The organism is Ramlibacter montanisoli (assembly GCF_013087525.1).
GTDB lineage: Bacteria > Pseudomonadota > Gammaproteobacteria > Burkholderiales > Burkholderiaceae_C > Ramlibacter > Ramlibacter montanisoli.
The window spans coordinates 532297-547375 of record NZ_JABFCS010000001.1; the positions used below are offsets into that span (position 1 = coordinate 532297).

The 15079-nt window shown below is 69.4% G+C and carries 19 protein-coding genes and 2 pseudogenes; 8 read left to right on the plus strand and 13 right to left on the minus strand.

From position 1 onward, the window contains the following. Window positions 1–29 precede the first annotated feature (29 nt). Window positions 30–731: an ABC transporter permease gene (locus HK415_RS24345; RefSeq protein WP_309246553.1), complete on the plus strand. Its 702-nt coding sequence runs from the start codon at window positions 30–32 to the stop codon at window positions 729–731. 13 nt (window positions 732–744) lie between these two features. On the opposite strand, the gene HK415_RS02780 is transcribed toward HK415_RS24345, so the two are convergent. Then, window positions 745–894, minus strand: coding sequence for a hypothetical protein (locus tag HK415_RS02780; RefSeq protein WP_171556688.1), 150 nt, complete (start codon window positions 892–894; stop codon window positions 745–747). 178 nt (window positions 895–1072) lie between these two features. Between HK415_RS02780 and HK415_RS02785 the strand changes: the two genes are divergently transcribed. Continuing rightward, complete coding sequence (locus HK415_RS02785; RefSeq protein WP_171556689.1) at window positions 1073–1900, plus strand: undecaprenyl-diphosphate phosphatase; 828 nt, start codon at window positions 1073–1075, stop codon at window positions 1898–1900. On the opposite strand, the gene HK415_RS02790 is transcribed toward HK415_RS02785, so the two are convergent. The 7 genes and pseudogenes from HK415_RS02790 to HK415_RS02820 all read right to left on the minus strand — a co-directional run bounded on the left by HK415_RS02790 (window position 1860) and on the right by HK415_RS02820 (window position 8143). Continuing rightward, on the minus strand, window positions 1860–2108 hold the full coding sequence (locus HK415_RS02790; protein ID WP_171556690.1) for a hypothetical protein: 249 nt from the start codon (window positions 2106–2108) through the stop codon (window positions 1860–1862). The two genes, HK415_RS02785 and HK415_RS02790, sit on opposite strands and share 41 nt — an antisense overlap. A gap of 125 nt (window positions 2109–2233) precedes the next feature. Then, window positions 2234–2644, minus strand: a pseudogene (locus tag HK415_RS26800) (esterase/lipase family protein); the annotation flags it as partial. A gap of 73 nt (window positions 2645–2717) precedes the next feature. Next, window positions 2718–3515, minus strand: a complete 798-nt coding sequence (locus tag HK415_RS02800; protein ID WP_171556691.1) for an alpha/beta hydrolase — start codon at window positions 3513–3515, stop codon at window positions 2718–2720. Window positions 3516–3518: 3 nt separating this feature from the next. After that, complete coding sequence (locus HK415_RS02805) at window positions 3519–4349, minus strand: proteasome-type protease (RefSeq protein WP_171556692.1); 831 nt, start codon at window positions 4347–4349, stop codon at window positions 3519–3521. Further along, window positions 4346–6957 (minus strand): annotated as a pseudogene (gene mutS, locus HK415_RS02810) (DNA mismatch repair protein MutS). Before mutS ends, HK415_RS02805 begins: the two are co-directional and overlap by 4 nt. Window positions 6958–7047: 90 nt before the next feature. Continuing rightward, a complete protein-coding gene (locus HK415_RS02815; RefSeq protein WP_171556693.1) occupies window positions 7048–7551 on the minus strand; it encodes a hypothetical protein in 504 nt (167 codons plus the stop codon). A 25-nt stretch (window positions 7552–7576) separates the two neighbouring features. After that, entirely contained in the window at window positions 7577–8143 is a 567-nt protein-coding gene (locus tag HK415_RS02820) for a MerR family DNA-binding protein (protein WP_309246554.1), read from the minus strand. Between the two features lie 154 nt (window positions 8144–8297). Here HK415_RS02820 and HK415_RS02825 point away from each other — a divergent pair, with 154 nt between their 5' ends. Genes HK415_RS02825 through HK415_RS23740 form a run of 4 tightly spaced genes read left to right on the plus strand, consistent with a single transcriptional unit; the run spans window position 8298 to window position 10033 of the window. After that, window positions 8298–8633: a hypothetical protein gene (locus HK415_RS02825; RefSeq protein WP_216369714.1), complete on the plus strand. Its 336-nt coding sequence runs from the start codon at window positions 8298–8300 to the stop codon at window positions 8631–8633. Then, complete coding sequence (locus tag HK415_RS23730; protein WP_253261737.1) at window positions 8591–8770, plus strand: FixH family protein; 180 nt, start codon at window positions 8591–8593, stop codon at window positions 8768–8770. The genes HK415_RS02825 and HK415_RS23730 overlap by 43 nt, the downstream gene beginning before the upstream one ends. A gap of 10 nt (window positions 8771–8780) precedes the next feature. Continuing rightward, window positions 8781–9545, plus strand: a complete 765-nt coding sequence (locus HK415_RS23735) for a cytochrome-c peroxidase (RefSeq protein ID WP_216369716.1) — start codon at window positions 8781–8783, stop codon at window positions 9543–9545. Continuing rightward, entirely contained in the window at window positions 9485–10033 is a 549-nt protein-coding gene (locus tag HK415_RS23740) for a cytochrome-c peroxidase (protein WP_216369717.1), read from the plus strand. The genes HK415_RS23735 and HK415_RS23740 overlap by 61 nt, the downstream gene beginning before the upstream one ends. Window positions 10034–10037: 4 nt before the next feature. On the opposite strand, the gene HK415_RS02835 is transcribed toward HK415_RS23740, so the two are convergent. The 3 genes from HK415_RS02835 to HK415_RS02845 all read right to left on the minus strand — a co-directional run bounded on the left by HK415_RS02835 (window position 10038) and on the right by HK415_RS02845 (window position 12155). After that, a complete protein-coding gene (locus HK415_RS02835) occupies window positions 10038–10601 on the minus strand; it encodes a MerR family DNA-binding protein (RefSeq protein ID WP_253261738.1) in 564 nt (187 codons plus the stop codon). Between the two features lie 231 nt (window positions 10602–10832). Further along, window positions 10833–11111, minus strand: a complete 279-nt coding sequence (locus HK415_RS02840) for a DUF4148 domain-containing protein (protein WP_171556694.1) — start codon at window positions 11109–11111, stop codon at window positions 10833–10835. Between the two features lie 132 nt (window positions 11112–11243). Beyond that, window positions 11244–12155, minus strand: coding sequence for an inositol monophosphatase family protein (locus HK415_RS02845; protein WP_171556695.1), 912 nt, complete (start codon window positions 12153–12155; stop codon window positions 11244–11246). Window positions 12156–12313: 158 nt separating this feature from the next. On the opposite strand from HK415_RS02845, the gene HK415_RS02850 reads away from it, so the two are divergent. Together HK415_RS02850 and cysE are read left to right on the plus strand one after the other, a co-directional pair. Continuing rightward, on the plus strand, window positions 12314–13036 hold the full coding sequence (locus HK415_RS02850; protein WP_171556696.1) for an RNA methyltransferase: 723 nt from the start codon (window positions 12314–12316) through the stop codon (window positions 13034–13036). A gap of 26 nt (window positions 13037–13062) precedes the next feature. Further along, window positions 13063–13836: a serine O-acetyltransferase gene (gene cysE, locus HK415_RS02855; RefSeq protein WP_171556697.1), complete on the plus strand. Its 774-nt coding sequence runs from the start codon at window positions 13063–13065 to the stop codon at window positions 13834–13836. A gap of 3 nt (window positions 13837–13839) precedes the next feature. Here cysE and mog read toward each other — a convergent pair whose 3' ends face one another. Both mog and yjgA read right to left on the minus strand, forming a co-directional pair. Beyond that, on the minus strand, window positions 13840–14427 hold the full coding sequence (mog, locus tag HK415_RS02860; RefSeq protein WP_171556698.1) for a molybdopterin adenylyltransferase: 588 nt from the start codon (window positions 14425–14427) through the stop codon (window positions 13840–13842). Then, window positions 14420–15040 (minus strand): ribosome biogenesis factor YjgA, encoded by a 621-nt coding sequence (yjgA, locus tag HK415_RS02865; RefSeq protein WP_171556699.1) that lies wholly within the window; start codon window positions 15038–15040, stop codon window positions 14420–14422. The genes mog and yjgA overlap by 8 nt, the downstream gene beginning before the upstream one ends. Between the last annotated feature and the right edge of the window lie 39 nt (window positions 15041–15079).

A 15079-nucleotide genomic window follows, 5' to 3' on the forward strand; every position in this document is an offset into this window, starting at 1 on the left:
ACGCCGACCCGCTGGACCAGGTGATCCGCGTGAAGAAGGTGCCGGTGACCGTGATCGGCCTGCTGGAAAGGAAGGGGCAGAACGCGCTCGGCCAGGACCAGGACGACGTGGTGATCCTGCCGATCAGCACCTACCGCAACCGCATCCAGGGCGGTTCGCCGGGCAAGCTCAAGCGCGTGGGCTCGATCAGCGTGAAGGTGCGCGAAGGGCAGGACATGAAGGCGGTGGAGGAGGGCGTCAAGGAGCTCCTGCGCCAGCGCTTCAAGGTGCAGCCGGGAGGGGACGATCCCTTTTCCATCCGCAACCTCACCGAGATCCTGGCGGCGCAGGAGGCGGCGAGCCGGGTGATGACGCTGCTGCTGGCGGCGGTGGCCGGCATCAGCCTGGTGATCGGCGGCATCGGCATCATGAACATCATGCTGGTGAGCGTGACCGAGCGCACGCGCGAGATCGGCCTGCGCATGGCGGTGGGCGCGCGGGGCCGGGACATCCTGGGTCAGTTCATGATCGAGGCGGTGACGCTCTCGCTGATCGGCGGTGCGATCGGGGTGGCGCTGGGGGCCGTGGCCACCTGGGCGGTGGGCCAGTTTGCCGGCTGGCAGGTCAGCATGACGGCCGGCTCTGTCCTCCTGGCGGGAGGCTTCGCCGGCTTCGTCGGCGTGTTCTTCGGGTTCTATCCGGCCAGGCGCGCGTCCCGGCTGCTGCCTATCCAGGCGCTGCGCTACGAATGACCAGTCGCGGGCTTCAGCCCCAGACGCGACGGTATTTCTCCGCCAGTTGCTGCTGGCGCACCATGATCTTCGGCACGTCCGGATGCATCGGGCTGATTTCGTTCATGGCCCACTTGTAGAACGCCTGGGCGCAAACCACGTGGAGGAGTTGGAGGATCTTCATGGCCGCAATGGTGGGGGCGCCTCCGGTCGCCCCCTGTAGGTAGCCTGCGTCACGGTCCCTGCCACGATTGCTACAGGGCGTGTCAGACAAAGCCATGGCTGAGCCATACGCCAAGGTCTGAGCCAGCCCGCCGGGGCGCCCCGCAGCGATAATCCGCCCTTTTGTTCAGGGAGCTCGCGTGGACGTTGTGTTGCTGGTGAAGGCCGCGATCATGGGCATCGTGGAGGGGCTCACCGAGTTCCTGCCCATCTCCAGCACGGGCCACCTCATCCTGGCCGGTGCCTTGCTCGGCTTCGATGACGAGAAGGCCAAGGTGTTCGACATCGCGATCCAGACCGGGGCGATCCTGGCGGTGATCATCGTGTACTGGCAGAAGATCCGCAGCACCATCGCCTCGCTGCCGAGCGACCGGGAAGCGCAGCGCTTCGCGCTCAACGTCGCGGTCGCCTTCTTCCCCGCCGTCGTGCTGGGCCTGCTGTTCGGCAAGGCCATCCAGCAGAACCTGTTCACGCCGGTCGTCGTGGCGACCACCTTCATCCTGGGCGCCTTCGTGATCCTGTGGGCCGAAGGCCGCCACCACCCGAAGGTGCGCATCCAGGAAGTGGAGGAGATGCGCTGGACCGACGCGCTCAAGCTCGGGCTGGTGCAGTGCTTCGCGCTGATCCCGGGCACCAGCCGCAGCGGCGCGACCATCATCGGCGGCATGCTGCTGGGCCTGTCGCGCAAGGCGGCGACCGACTTCTCGTTCTATCTGGCGATTCCCACGCTCATTGGAGCGGGCGGCTACAGCCTGTACAAGGAGCGCGGCCAGCTCGGCATGGAGGACATCCCGATGTTCGCGGTCGGCCTGCTGTTCTCCTTCCTCAGCGCCTGGCTGTGCGTGCGCTGGCTGCTGCGCTACATCTCCACGCACGACTTCAAGCCCTTCGCGTGGTACCGAATCGCCTTCGGGCTGATCGTGCTGCTCACTTCCTGGACCGGCTGGGTGCAGTGGACGCCGGCTTGACCCCGGCGCGGGGCCGGCGGTAAGGCCGCCAGCGGCCTTCGGGCTGCGCCAGGCGGTTGGCGACGATGCGCAGCACGTCCGGGTGCGTGGGCATGCCCAGGTGGCTGGCGTGCACGGCGATGTTCTCCACGTCGGGGCCCGCGTCCTCCAGGCAACCCTGCCAGCAGACCACGCCGTCGCTTTCGCTGTAGATGGAAGTGGTGGGCACCGGCGGCCGGTCGCGCAGCCGGTCCAGCAGTTCCGGCGTGAGCTGCGAGCTGTCGCCCCCAGCATCTTGAAGATCGTGCCCGCATGGTTGAAGCCGTCCATGGCCTTGTGCGGCGTGCCCAGGGTGATCACCTGCCGCACTTGCTGGGGGCAGCGCTTGGCGATCTCGCGCGCGTAGATCCCGCCCAGGCTCCAGCCCAGCAGGCTGACCTTGCGCTGGTAGCGTTCGTGCAGGCGGTGCACGCGCTCCATCAGCGCGGGCAGCCATTCGTCGAGGTGGCCGTCGGGGCCGGTGTTCACGCCCAGCTCCCAGTCGTGGACTTCGAAGTTGCAGCTCTTCAGGTGCTTGCGCAGGGGCGAGGTGGTGAGCGATCCCGCCCCGAGCCCGGGATAGACGATGACCGGATGGCCGTCGCCCTGCACCGGCGTGAGGTCGCCCACCTTGGCGGCGAACTGTTCGAGGATGGCGCGCAGCGGCTCGGTGGCGAGCAGCGCGAACGAGGGTGCCTGGAAGGCAAGGGCGTGCGTTGGAGGCATCCCCCATGTTGGGTTGCGCCAGGGCCCCAGCCCTGTGGGCGCGGCGAGGACAGGCGCGTAGGACGCCCGCGCTTCAGAGGGCGAGCAGCGCCGCTTCGATCGCCGCCGCCGTCGCCAGCGGCTTTTCCATCGGGAACAGGTGCGATCCTGACAGCATCATGACGCGCCCCTCGGTGATGCGCGCCGTCATCGCCATGCCCACCTGCCGCACTTCCTCCGATTGCAGGCCGCCGATGAAGGCCACCGGGCAGCGCAAGGGGTGGCGTTTCAGCATGGCGTCCATGTTGTCCGGCAGCGTGTTGTAGATCGCCGTCTCCACGTCGCGGTCGAAGCTCAGCACGCGGTGGCCGTCCTCGTCGTGCGTGCCATGCGTGGCGTAGTCCTGCAGCACCTGCGGGTCCCAGCGCGCGAAGGCCTTCTTGTGGCGGAAGTGCTCCAGCACCGCTTCGGCCGTGGGCCAGCGGTTCTTGCGCTTGCGGCTGACGGCGCCCGGCGAGATCGATCCCACCAGCTGCGTGCGCTTGGCGGCACGCAGTGCATGCGCCTTCCAGCCTCCCAGCAGGGGCGAGTCCAGCAGCAGCACGCCGCGCGCGAGCTGCGGGTGGCGCGCCGCGCACATCGCGCTCAGGAAGCCGCCCAGCGAGTGGCCGACGAAGAAGGCGGGCTCGCCGGCCTTGTCCACCTCGCGCGCGGCGAAGTCGTGCAGTTGCTGCACGAGGCCGGGCCAGTTGTTGCCGACGGGATAAGCCGGGTCGTGGCCGAAGCGGTCGACCGCCTTGACCGTGAAGCCGCGCGAGCGCAGGTGCCGGAACAGCACGCCGTAGGTGGCGGCGGGAAAGCTGTTGGCGTGGGAGAAGACGACGAGCGACACCCTCTAGATCAGTCTTTCTTCCGGCCGCGTGATCTTCTTCAGCGGCTTGCTGCGCCCGCCCGCGTGCGTGAGCAGCGGGATGTCGGTGTGGGTCTCGTCCCAGACCGGGTCGTCCAGGCTGTCGAACACCTCGCGCAGCTTCTGGCCCCAGTTGGTGTGCAGCATGCGGAAGTAGGGGTTCTGGGCGTCGATGCAGACGATCTTGTCGGTCTCGAAGCGGTTGGCCTCGTACACCACCAGGTCCAGCGGCGGGCCCACCGACAGGTTGGACTTCATGGTGGAGTCCATGGACACCAGCGCGCACTTGGCGGCTTCGTCCAGGTCGGTGTCGGGCGTCAGCACGCGATCGAGCACCGGCTTGCCGTACTTGTATTCGCCGATCTGGAAGTAGGGCGTCTCGGCGGTCGCCTCGATGAAGTTGCCCGCGGAATACACCTGGAACAGGCGCATGCCTTCGCCGCGGATCTGGCCGCCGAACACCAGGTTGACGTTGAACTCCACGCCGGCGCGCTGCAGCGACTTGGCGTCGCGGTCGTACACGTGGCGCACCGTCTGCCCCAGCACGCGGCAGGCGTCGAACATGCTCGGGGCGTTCCAGATGGTGATCGGATCGGCGGCATCGTTTTCCTTGAGCTGCTCGACCTGCAGGATCTCGCGCACCGACTGCGAGATGCTCAGGTTGCCCGCGGACAGCAGCACCATGAAGCGGTCGCCCGGCTTCTCGTACACGATCATCTTGCGGAAGGTGCTGATGTTGTCCACGCCCGCGTTGGTGCGCGAGTCGGAGAGGAACACCAGTCCCGCATTGAGCTTGATGCCGACGCAATAGGTCATGGTTGGATGAGTTTTTTCAGCGTGTACAGGGCGTCGAGGGCGTCGCGCGGGGTGAGCGCATCGGGGTCCAATGCTGCCATGGCCGCTTCCAGCCGGGTGGGCGCGGATGCCTCGGCAGCGGGCGGCGGTGCGAACAAGTCTACCTGTTCGCGGCTTTCTTCCTGGTGCCTCTCCAGGGCCGACAGGGCGTGCCGGGCGTGGTTGACCACCCCCGTGGGCATCCCTGCGAGCTTGGCGACCTGGATGCCGTAGCTGCGGCTGGCCGGGCCGGGCTGGATCTCGTGCAGGAAGACGATGTCGGTGCCGGACTCCGTGGCGCCCACGTGCACGTTGACGGCGCAATGGTGCTTGGCCGGGAATTCGGTCAGCTCGAAGTAGTGGGTGGCGAACAGCGTGAAGGCCTGGGTCTTGTCGTGCAGGTGCGCGGCGATGCCCGAGGCGAGCGCCAGCCCGTCGAAGGTGGAGGTGCCGCGGCCGATCTCGTCCATCAGCACCAGGCTCTGCGCGCTGGCGCCGTGCAGGATCTGCGCGGCCTCGGTCATCTCCAGCATGAAGGTGGACTGCGCGTTGGCCAGGTCGTCGGCCGCGCCGATGCGCGTGTGGATCGCGTCCATGGGGCCGAGGCGGCAGGCCTGCGCCGGCACGTAGGAGCCCATGGCCGCCAGCAGGCTGATGATCGCCACCTGCCGCATGTAGGTCGACTTGCCGCCCATGTTGGGGCCGGTGATGATCTGCATGCGCTGCTTGGGACCCAGGCGCGTGTCGTTCGGGATGAACTGGCCGCCGGTGGTTTCGGCCAGCCGCGCTTCCACCACCGGGTGGCGGCCCTGCGTGATCTCGATGCCCGGTTCCTTCATGAACTGGGGGCGGCACCAGTCGAGCGTGAGCGAGCGTTCGGCCAGTGCGCACAGTGCGTCCAGCGAGGCCAGCGCGCGCGCCAGCCGGGTGAGGCAGGGGATGTGTTCCTGCAGGGCATCGAGCAGCTGCTCGTACAGCCACTTCTCGCGCGCCAGCGCCCGCTCCTGTGCCGACAGCGCCTTGTCCTCGAAGGCCTTGAGCTCCGGGGTGATGAAGCGCTCGGCGTTCTTCAGCGTCTGGCGGCGGCGGTAGTCCTCCGGCACCTTGTCCAGCTGGCCCTGCGTGACCTCGATGTAGAAGCCGTGGACCTTGTTGTATTGCACGCGCAGGTTGGCGATGCCGCTGCGGGCGCGCTCGCGCGTCTCCAGCTCCAGCAGGAAGCCGTCGCAGTTGTCCTGGATCGCGCGCAGCTCGTCCAGGTCGCCATCGTGGCCGGTGGCGATCACGCGCCGCCGTCGCGCACCAGCGCCGCCGGCTCCTCGCGCAGCGTGGCTGCCAGGCGCTCGGCGCAACCCGAGGGCGGCTGCAGGTCGTGCGCGGCATTCGACAGCAGGCCGGGGAGACCCTGGATCAGGGCGGACAGCTGTTGCGACTTGGCGAGGGCGAAGCGCAGGCCGACCAGCTCGCGCGGCCGCACCTGGCGCAGCGCGATGCGCGCGGTGACGCGTTCCACGTCGCTGATGCCCTTGAGTTCGCCGCGCAGCTTCTGCCACAGGTTCTCGCGCAGGCCGGAAATCGCGTCCAGCCGCTGTTGTGCCACGGTGCGATCGCGCAGCGGCTCCAGCAGCCAGGACCTGAGCAGGCGGCTGCCCATGCCGGTCATGCAGGTGTCCAGCAGCGAGAACAGGGTCGGACTGTCCTCGCCGCGCAGCGTCTGCACCAGCTCCAGGTTGCGGCGCGTGGCCGGCGGCAGCTCGATGCGTTCGCCGTCCCGAACCACCAGCAGCTGCTGCACGTGCGACAGCGCCCGGCCCTGCGTGTGTTCCGCATAGGCGAGCAGGGCGGAGGCAGCCGCGTGCGCGTGCGGCAGGTCCTCGGCGCCCCAGGCGGACAGGCTGGCCGCCTTGAGCTGCTCCAGCAGCTTGCGCTGGCCCAGGCCGCTGTCGAACTGGAAGCCGGGACGCTGGGTGACGGGCACGGCGCGGAAGGCCTGCAGGCGCTGTCCGAACGCGGGCGTCACCTCGCTGGAGTGCAGCACTTCGCTGGGCGACACGCGGGCGATCCAGTCCTGCAGCTCGTCGGCGTCGCATTCGGCCAGCTGCAGCGAGCCCTGCGTCACGGCCAGCCAGGCCAGGCCCACGCGGTGCTTGGTTCCCTGGTGCACGGCCAGCAGCACTGCTTCGGACTTGTCGTTCAGCAGTTCGCTGTCGGTGAGCGTGCCGGGCGTGACGACGCGGATCACCCGGCGCTCCACCGGCCCCTTGCTGGCGCCGACTTCGCCCACCTGTTCGCAGATCGCCACCGATTCGCCGCAGCGGATCAGGCGTGCGAGGTAGCCCTCGACCGAATGGAAGGGGACGCCGGCCATGACCACCGGCTCGCCGGCGGACATGCCGCGCCGGGTGAGGGTGATGTCCAGCAGGCGGGCGGCCTTCTCGGCGTCCTCGTAGAACAGCTCGTAGAAGTCGCCCATGCGGTAGAACACGAGCGTCGAGGGGTACTCCGCCTTGATGCGGAGGTACTGGCCCATCATGGGCGTATGGGCCGAGAAGTCCGGCGGGGAGCCGCTGTTGGAGGAATCGTTGCCCATGGAGGAGGTGACTGGTTTCCGTACTGCAGGGGGATTGGACCAGAAGCGCGCGGCGCTCCCCGGCCAGGCCCTCCATGGTAGGGCAGGCTCCTAGGGCTCCCGCGCCACCCGCCGCCACACCTCGTAGGGGCTCACCGGCCGCAGGAACTGCGGGGCGATGGTCCAGACCGCGCCGATGAACAGGAAGAAGCCCGTCTGCATCAGCGCATAGGGCGCCAGGAACATCAGCAGCCACAGGCCCTGCACCGAGGGCTGCGCCGGATCGGAGTGGAAGTCCAGGGACTGCAGCAGCCCGTAGAGGCTCGCCCCCAGCACCACCCCGAACAGGTAGGCCACGGTTCCCTGCATGGCACGCTCGGCCGCGAACAGCGTGCGCACCTGCTCGCGGCTGCTGCCCAGCGAGCGCCCGCGCATGTACAGCAGCGAGGTGAAGGCGAAGAACACGACCAGGATCGGCAGGCAGAAGCCCGCCAGCGGCCGGAAGTCCAGGGTGTAGACGTGGTGCAGCACGACCGTGAAGAACACCGCGCCGGCACTGGCGCGCAGCAACGCGAGGGCGAGGCGGCGCAGCTGGTTCTTCCTGGACTTGCTCATGACGGGCTCCGGTGCGGTCGGCGGTTCAGGCGGGATGGGCGAGCGAGCGCGTCCAGGCGGACAGCGCGGCATGGCCCGGGGCGGCCGTGGGTGCGGTCGTCGCCACGCGGGCCCGGGCCGGACGGTGTTCGCCCGGGCGGACTTCCTTGAGGGCGCGCCGGGCGCGGTCCGGTCCTGCTGCGGCCAGCGGCGCGGCCGCGGCGGCCAGCGACTCCAGGATGGCGCAGTGCGCGGACTGGTCGCCGCGGCACTCGGCCACCAGTTGCCGCAGGGAGGAGCGCATCTGGTCCAGCTCGCGCTGCCGCTCTTCCAGCTGCGCCAGCTGCCGCACCGCGACCTCCTTCACCTCCCGGCTGTGGCGGCCGGGGTCGCGCCACAGCGAGAGCAGCGACTCGATCTGCTCGATCGGGAAGCCCAGGCCGCGCGACTGGCGGATGAAGCGCAGCATGGCGATCTCGCGCTCGCCGTACAGGCGATAGCCCGCGTCGGTGCGCCGGGCCTCGGGAATGAGGCCCAGCGCCTCGTAGTGGCGGACCATCTTGGGGGTCACGCCCGCCGCGGCGGCGGCATCGCCGATGTTCAGGAATGGCATGGCTGCTCCTTGGAATGGACGCAGTGTCAACCTTGCCCCGATGGGAAGGTCAAGCCGCCGCGGCAACGGACGGGCAGGCGTTGACCTTGCCATCGGGTGAGGCTTGAACCTTGCGGCAGGTCGCGTCGACCTCCCACCCATCGCAAGGATCTCCATGAACACATCGACTCCCCAGCGCGCGCCCGGCGCGCAACGCCGCTCGCTCCTGTTCACGTTCGCGCTGCTCGCCGGCGGGCTGCTCTCCGCGTGCAGCGCCGATGCGCGCATGCAGCCGCCGCAGTCGCCTGCGGACTACGCCACCGAGCGCGATTCGGCGCAGGGCACCTTCCGCGTCTCGTACCGCACCGAGGCCGGCGTGCCCGTCGGCCGGATGCACGCCTGGACCCTGCGCGTGCAGCGGCCCGACGGCACCCCGTCACCGACGCCGCCATCGCGGTGGACGGCGACATGCCGCAGCACCTGCATGGCCTGCCGACGCGGCCGCGCGTGACCGCCCACCTGGGCAACGGCGACTACCTGGTCGAAGGCGTGAAGTTCCAGATGGGCGGCTGGTGGGTGATGGACTTCGACATCACCGCCGGCGGCCGCACCGAGCGCGTGCGCTTCCACCTCCAGCTGAAGAAGTAAGGGGAACGCCATGCGGATCGAAAGATGGACGATCGCCGCCTTGCTCGCGCTGTTCGCCCTGCTGGCGGTGGCGGCGAGCACCGGCAAGCCGTGGAACGCCGAGCAACTCGCGCAGTTGCAGCAGCTGTCCCTGGCCAGCCTGCCGCCGCTGCCGGCGGACCCTTCCAACCGCGTCGCCGATGACGAGCGCGCCGCCGAACTGGGGCAGCGCCTGTTCTTCGACCAGCGCCTCAGCGCCAACGGCAAGGTCGCGTGCGCGACCTGCCACCTCCCGGACAAGCAGTTCCAGGACGGCACGCCGCTCGCGCAAGGCGTGGGAACCACCGACCGGCGCACCATGAGCATCATCGGCACCGCGCGCAGTCCCTGGCAGTTCTGGGACGGCCGCAAGGACAGCCAGTGGGCGCAGGCGCTGGGCCCGCTGGAAAGCGCGGTGGAGCACGGCGGCGACCGCACGCAGTACGTGCACCTGCTGGCCGCGAACTACCGCGCCGAATACGAGGCGATCTTCGAGCCATGCCCGACCTGCGTGGCCTGCCGAAGCACGCCGGCCCGGTCGCGGACCCGGAAGCGAATGCCGCCTGGCGCGCCTTGCCGCAAGCCGAACGCGACAAGGTCAGCGGCGTGTTCGCCAACCTGGGCAAGGCGATCGCGGCCTACGAGCGGCGCATCGAACCCGGGCCGTCCCGCTTCGACGCCTACGTGGAAGCGGCCGTGGCCGGCGACGGCGCGAAGATGCAGGCCACGCTGTCACGCGACGAGGTGGCCGGCCTGAAGCTGTTCCTGGGCAAGGCGCAGTGCGTGCAGTGCCATGCCGGTCCGCTGTTCACCAACAACGAGTTCCACAACACCGGCGTGCCGGCCGCGCGCGGGCTGCCGGCCGACAGCGGCCGGCTCGCAGGCGCCAGGCAGGTGCTGCAGGACGAGTTCAACTGCCTGGGCCCGTTCAGCGATGCCAGGCCGCAGCAGTGCGGCGAGATCCGCTTCCTGGCGGCCGACAACGCCGTCCAGATGCGGCAGTTCCGTGTTCCCTCGCTGCGCAACGTGGCGCAGCGCGCGCCCTACATGCATGCCGGCCAGTTCGCGACGCTGCGCGAGGTGGTGGAGCACTACAACCGCGCGCCGGCGGCGCCGCAGGGGCACGGCGAGCTGCAGCCGCTGGGCCTTTCCGCCGGTGAGGTCGGCCAGCTGGTCGCCTTCCTGGGCGCGCTGAGCGGCCCGGTACAGGCCGACAGCCGCTGGCTGCAGTCGCCTTCGCCTTGAGCGGCTAGCGCTGCGGCAGCGTCTGCAGCCAGGCCGTCAGCGCCGCGTGGGCGGGCTGCGATGACGACTTGGCCGGTGCGTGGCAGGGTTTCGCGGTGCCGGCCGTGGATCCTGCCCGCACCTGCTTGAGCGTCTTCGCTGCCGGCTTGCCATCGACCTTCGCCGGCTGGCCCGCAGCGGACAGCTCCTCCAGGATGGCGCAGTGCGGGTCGTCGTCGCCCTTGCACTTCGCGACCAGGGCGGAGAGCGTGCTGCGCATCTCGTCGATCTCGCGCTGGCGCTCTTCCAGTTCGGCCAGTTGCTGCCGCGCCAGTTCCTTGACCTCGCGGCTGGCGCGACTGTCGTCGCGCCACAGGGCGAGCAGCGAGTCGATCTGCTTGACGGAGAAGCCCAGCGCGCGGGCCTGGCGGATGAAGCGCAGCATGCCGACCTCGCGTTCGGAATACAGGCGATAGCCCGCCTCGGTGCGCTGCACGTCCGGGATCATGCCCAGGGACTCGTAGTGCCGGATCATCTTGGGGGTGACGCCCGCTGCGGCGGCGGCGTCGCCGATGTTCATGTGGCCCATGACCGCTCCTTCGCGCTGGCTGCACGCGGGCGCCACTGTCCGCCCGCGGGCGGGCGCGCTGTCAAGGCAGCGGCATGCGGGCAGAGGGGGACTGCGGCGGCGGGCGCCGGGAGGAGGGGGGGGGGAGGGAGAAGGAGAAGGAGAAGGAGAAGGAGAAGAGGCCTGCGCGGCCAGGCTGGCGGCGCGGGCCGCCGGGCAGCGCCCGTGGGGCGCTCCCGGCCAGCCACGGCATCAGATCTGCTCGTGGATCACGCGCGTGCGGGCGGCCTGCATGGCTTCGGCGCGCACCTCGGCGCGGCTGCGCGTGAAGGCCGCGCCGGCCTGTTCGTTGCCCGCGTAGTCGCTGGTGGACAGCGTGCCCGTGCTGCGCGCGTGCATCACTTCGGCCTTGACTTCGGCACGGGTGCGCTCGCCGGCGAAGGCGGCGTGGTTGGCCTGCGCATCGGCCGCTTCGTTGGCGTAGGCGGCGGCGGAGGTGAACAGGAACAGGGCGATCAGGGACTTGTGCATGACGAGACTCCTTCGTGGAACCAGCTTGCGGCTGGGATCCGGCCGGCCTCGACGAGGCCAGTGCGCCGGAACGGAACGAAGTCTCGTGATTGACACGATGGCAAGGTCAAGCGGCGTGCGCCGCTCCACCCATCAGGCGTCCTGCGCCGGGCCCTCGTCGACGTGCGTGCCCGGGGCCATGCCGGGTTCGACCAGCGTCGGCGTGTTCTGCCGCAGGTCGGCCTTCTCGCCGGCGCTGGCGAACTTGCTGTACTTGCCCAGGATCTTCACCAGCTGGCCGTAGATCTTGGGGTTGCCGGCGACGCATTCGCGCTGTTCCAGGAAGTCGGCCTCGCCGGTGAAGTTGCCCACCAGCCCGCCCGCTTCGGTCACCAGCAGCGAACCGGCGGCAACGTCCCAGGGCGACAGGCCGGTCTCGAAGAAGCCTTCGGTGAAGCCTGCGGCGACATAGGCGAGGTCGAGCGCCGCCGCGCCCGGGCGGCGCAGGCCGGCGGTGCGCTTCATGACGTCGGCCATCATGCGCAGGTAGATGTTGAAGTTGTCGCCCGGGCGGAAGGGGAAGCCGGTGGAGACCAGCGATTCCTTCAGCTGCGTGCGCTTGCTCACGCGGATGCGGCGGTCGTTGACATAGGCGCCGCGGCCGCGGGTGGCGGTGAAGAGGTCGTTGCGGGTGGGGTCGAAGATCACGGCCTGCTCGACGCGCCCCTTCACCAGCAGGGCGATGCTGATGCAGTAGACGGGGAAGCCGTGGATGAAGTTCGTCGTGCCGTCCAGGGGGTCGATCAGCCACACGTGATCGGAGCTCGCCTTGCCATGCTCGCGGCCGGACTCCTCGGCCCAGATGCCGTGGTCGGGATAGGCGGTCAGCAGCGTGTCGATGATCGCGCGTTCGCTGGCGTGGTCGACTTCGGTGACGAAGTCGTTGACCTGCTTCTGCGAGATGCGCACGGACTCGACGTCGAGCGCGGCCCGGTTGATGATCGCGCCGGCGGCGCGGGCGGCCTTGACGGCCACGTTGAGCATGGGATGCTGGTTGGACGACATGAGTTGTTGAAGAACTTCGGCCCCTGGGGGACGGGAGGCAGGCCGGCGATGCGGCATGCCACGTTGGCCGCGATTTTACCGGGCGGGTGCGGCCGGCGCGCGGCAAGGTCTTGACGCCGGTCGTCCTACGTCCTTCCACGTACCGGACAATGACGGGGATGAGCACGCGCTTCGTCCTGATCCAGCCCAGCCACGCCGGCAACGTCGGCGCCGCCGCCCGCGCCCTGAAGGTGATGGGCTTCGACGACCTGGTGCTGGTGAAGCCGCGCTGGGAGGACGTGCTCACGCGCGACGAAACCGTCGAGCGGGCCAGCGGCGCCGTCGACGTGCTGCAGAAGGCGCGGGAGGTGGAGACGCTGGAGGAGGCGCTGCAAGGCATGACGCACGTCTGCGCCACGGTGATGACGCCGCGCGACTTCGGCCCGCCCACCTTCGGGCCGCGCGAGCACCTGGCCGGCGTGGCGCGAGAAGGCCACCACGTGGCCTTCCTCTTCGGCTCGGAGCGCTATGGCATGCGCAACGAGGACGTGTACCGCTGCCACGCGGCCCTGCGCATCCCGGTGTCGCCGGACTATGGCTCGCTGAACCTGGCCGCAGCGATCCAGGTGATCGCCTACGAGTGGCGGATGGCGCTGGGCGGCTTCGAGCTGCCGCCCTCTCCCGGACCGCAGGCCGCGGACGCCGCGGCGGTGGCCGGCATGCTGCAGCACTGGGAAGAGGCGCTGGTGGCGATCGGCTTCCTCGACCCGGCGGCGCCCAAGAAGCTGATGCCCCGGCTGAACCAGCTGTTCAACCGCGCGCAGCCCACCCCTGAGGAAATCCACATCCTGCGTGGTGTCGCCAAGGCCATGGCCGAAGCGGCCCGCAAGCCAAAGCCTTAGACTTGGCAGCACATCAGCTCGACACCATGTTCAGCCGCCTGCGTTCCGACATCCAGTGCATCCTCGACCGCGACCCTGCCGCGCGCAGCAAGTGGGAGGTGCTCACGTGCTATCCGGGCCTGCATGCGCTGGTGTTCCACCGGGGCGCCCACTGGCTGTGGAAGCGCGAGCTGCGCTGGCTGGCGCGCTTCACCTCGCACCTCTCGCGCTGGCTGACGGGCATCGAGATCCATCCCGGCGCGCAGATCGGCGACCGCGTGTTCATCGACCACGGCATGGGCGTCGTGATCGGCGAGACGGCGGAGATCGGCGACGGCTGCACCATCTACCAGGGCGTGACGCTGGGCGGCACCTCGCTGTACAAGGGCACCAAGCGGCATCCGACGCTCGGAAAGAACGTGGTGGTGAGCGCGGGCGCCAAGGTGCTGGGCGGCTTCACCGTGGGCGACGACGCCAAGATCGGCAGCAACGCGGTGGTGATCAAGCCGGTGCCGGCGGGCGCGACCGCCGTGGGCATCCCGGCGCGCATCATCCAGGCGGAAGACACGGCGCGGCGCGAGGAAGCCGCGGCCAAGATGGGTTTTTCCGCGTATGGCATCACCGCCAACGACGACCCGCTGTCGCAGGCCATGAAGGGCCTGATCGACAACGCCGCCACGCAGGAACACCAGATCGCGCTGCTCTGGCAGGCGATCGAGAAGCTGTCGGACCAGCGGCGCGGGGAACCGTGCGTGCCGCTGGATGCGAAGACGACGGAGGATTTCGAGAAGGAGAAGCTCACCCAGCTGGTGGGCAAGTGATCCTCACTTCACCCGGATCGCGCTCTTCGGCCGGAAGCCCTTGCACACCTCGTCGTTCGTCTCGAGGTAAGGCCCGCCGATCAAATCCACGCAATAGGGCACCGCGGCGAAGATTCCCGGCACCACCTGCCTGCCGTCCTCCTTCAGCCCTTCCAGCGTCTCCTGGATGGACTTGGGTTGCCCCGGCAGGTTGAGCACCAGGCTCTTGCCGCGGATCACCGCGACCTGCCGCGACAGGATCGCGGTGGGCACGAAGCGCAGGCTGATCTGCCGCATCTGCTCGCCGAAGCCGGGCATTTCCTTGTCCGCGATCGCCAGCAGCGTCGCCTCGGGCGTGACGTCGCGCGGCGCCGGGCCGGTGCCGCCGGTGGTCAGCACCAGGGAGCAGCCGGCGTCCACCAGTTCGATCAGCGTCGCGCTGATGCGCTCCTTCTCGTCGGGGATCAGCCGCTCCTGGAAGGTGAGGGGGTTCTTCAGCGCGCGCCCCAGCCACTCCTTGAGCGCGGGCAGGCCCTTGTCCTCGTAGACGCCGCTGGAGGCGCGGTCGCTGATGGAGACGATGCCGATGGTGACGGGGTCGTGGTCAGCCATGTTCTTCCTCGTCCAGGGTGTCGCGCACGATCTGGAAGATCTCGCGGAAGGCGCGGCCGCGGCGCGGCGCCTGGCCCCTGGAGACTTCGTCCTGAGAAGGCGCGCCATCCTTGCGCGCCTGGCGGATCAGCGCGCGCAGCTGCTGCGAATCGGTTTCGGGATGCGACTGCAGCCAGGCCTGCAGCGCGTCGTCGCTGGCGATCAGGTCGTCGCGCCATTTCTCGGCCGCGTGCAGCGCCAGCGTCTGCTGGGCCGAGCCGCTGCGCTGTTCCTCCAGCGCGTCGCGGACGGACTGCAGCGTTTCCGGCTCCAGCTGCCGCATGAGCTTGCCCACGTACTGCAGCTGGCGGCGGCGGCCTTCGAAGTTGGTGATCTTCTTCAGGTCCGCCAGCGCGGTGAGCAGGCCCTCGGGCAGGGCCAGCTTCTCGAACAGGTCGCCGCGCAAGGTCAGCAGCGCTTCGCCGACCTTCTGCAGCTCGGTGCTTTCCTTCTTCAGTTCGGTGCGGCTCGGCTCGCCACCGGTCTGCTCGGCGCGCAGCTCGAGGTCGAGTTCGCTGCCTTCGGCGACGAAGTGGCCTTTGACGAAATAGCCTTTTTTGGGTTTGCGGGACATGCGGGGGAGTTTGGAACGGCGGCTGCGCGGCCGTGGTGC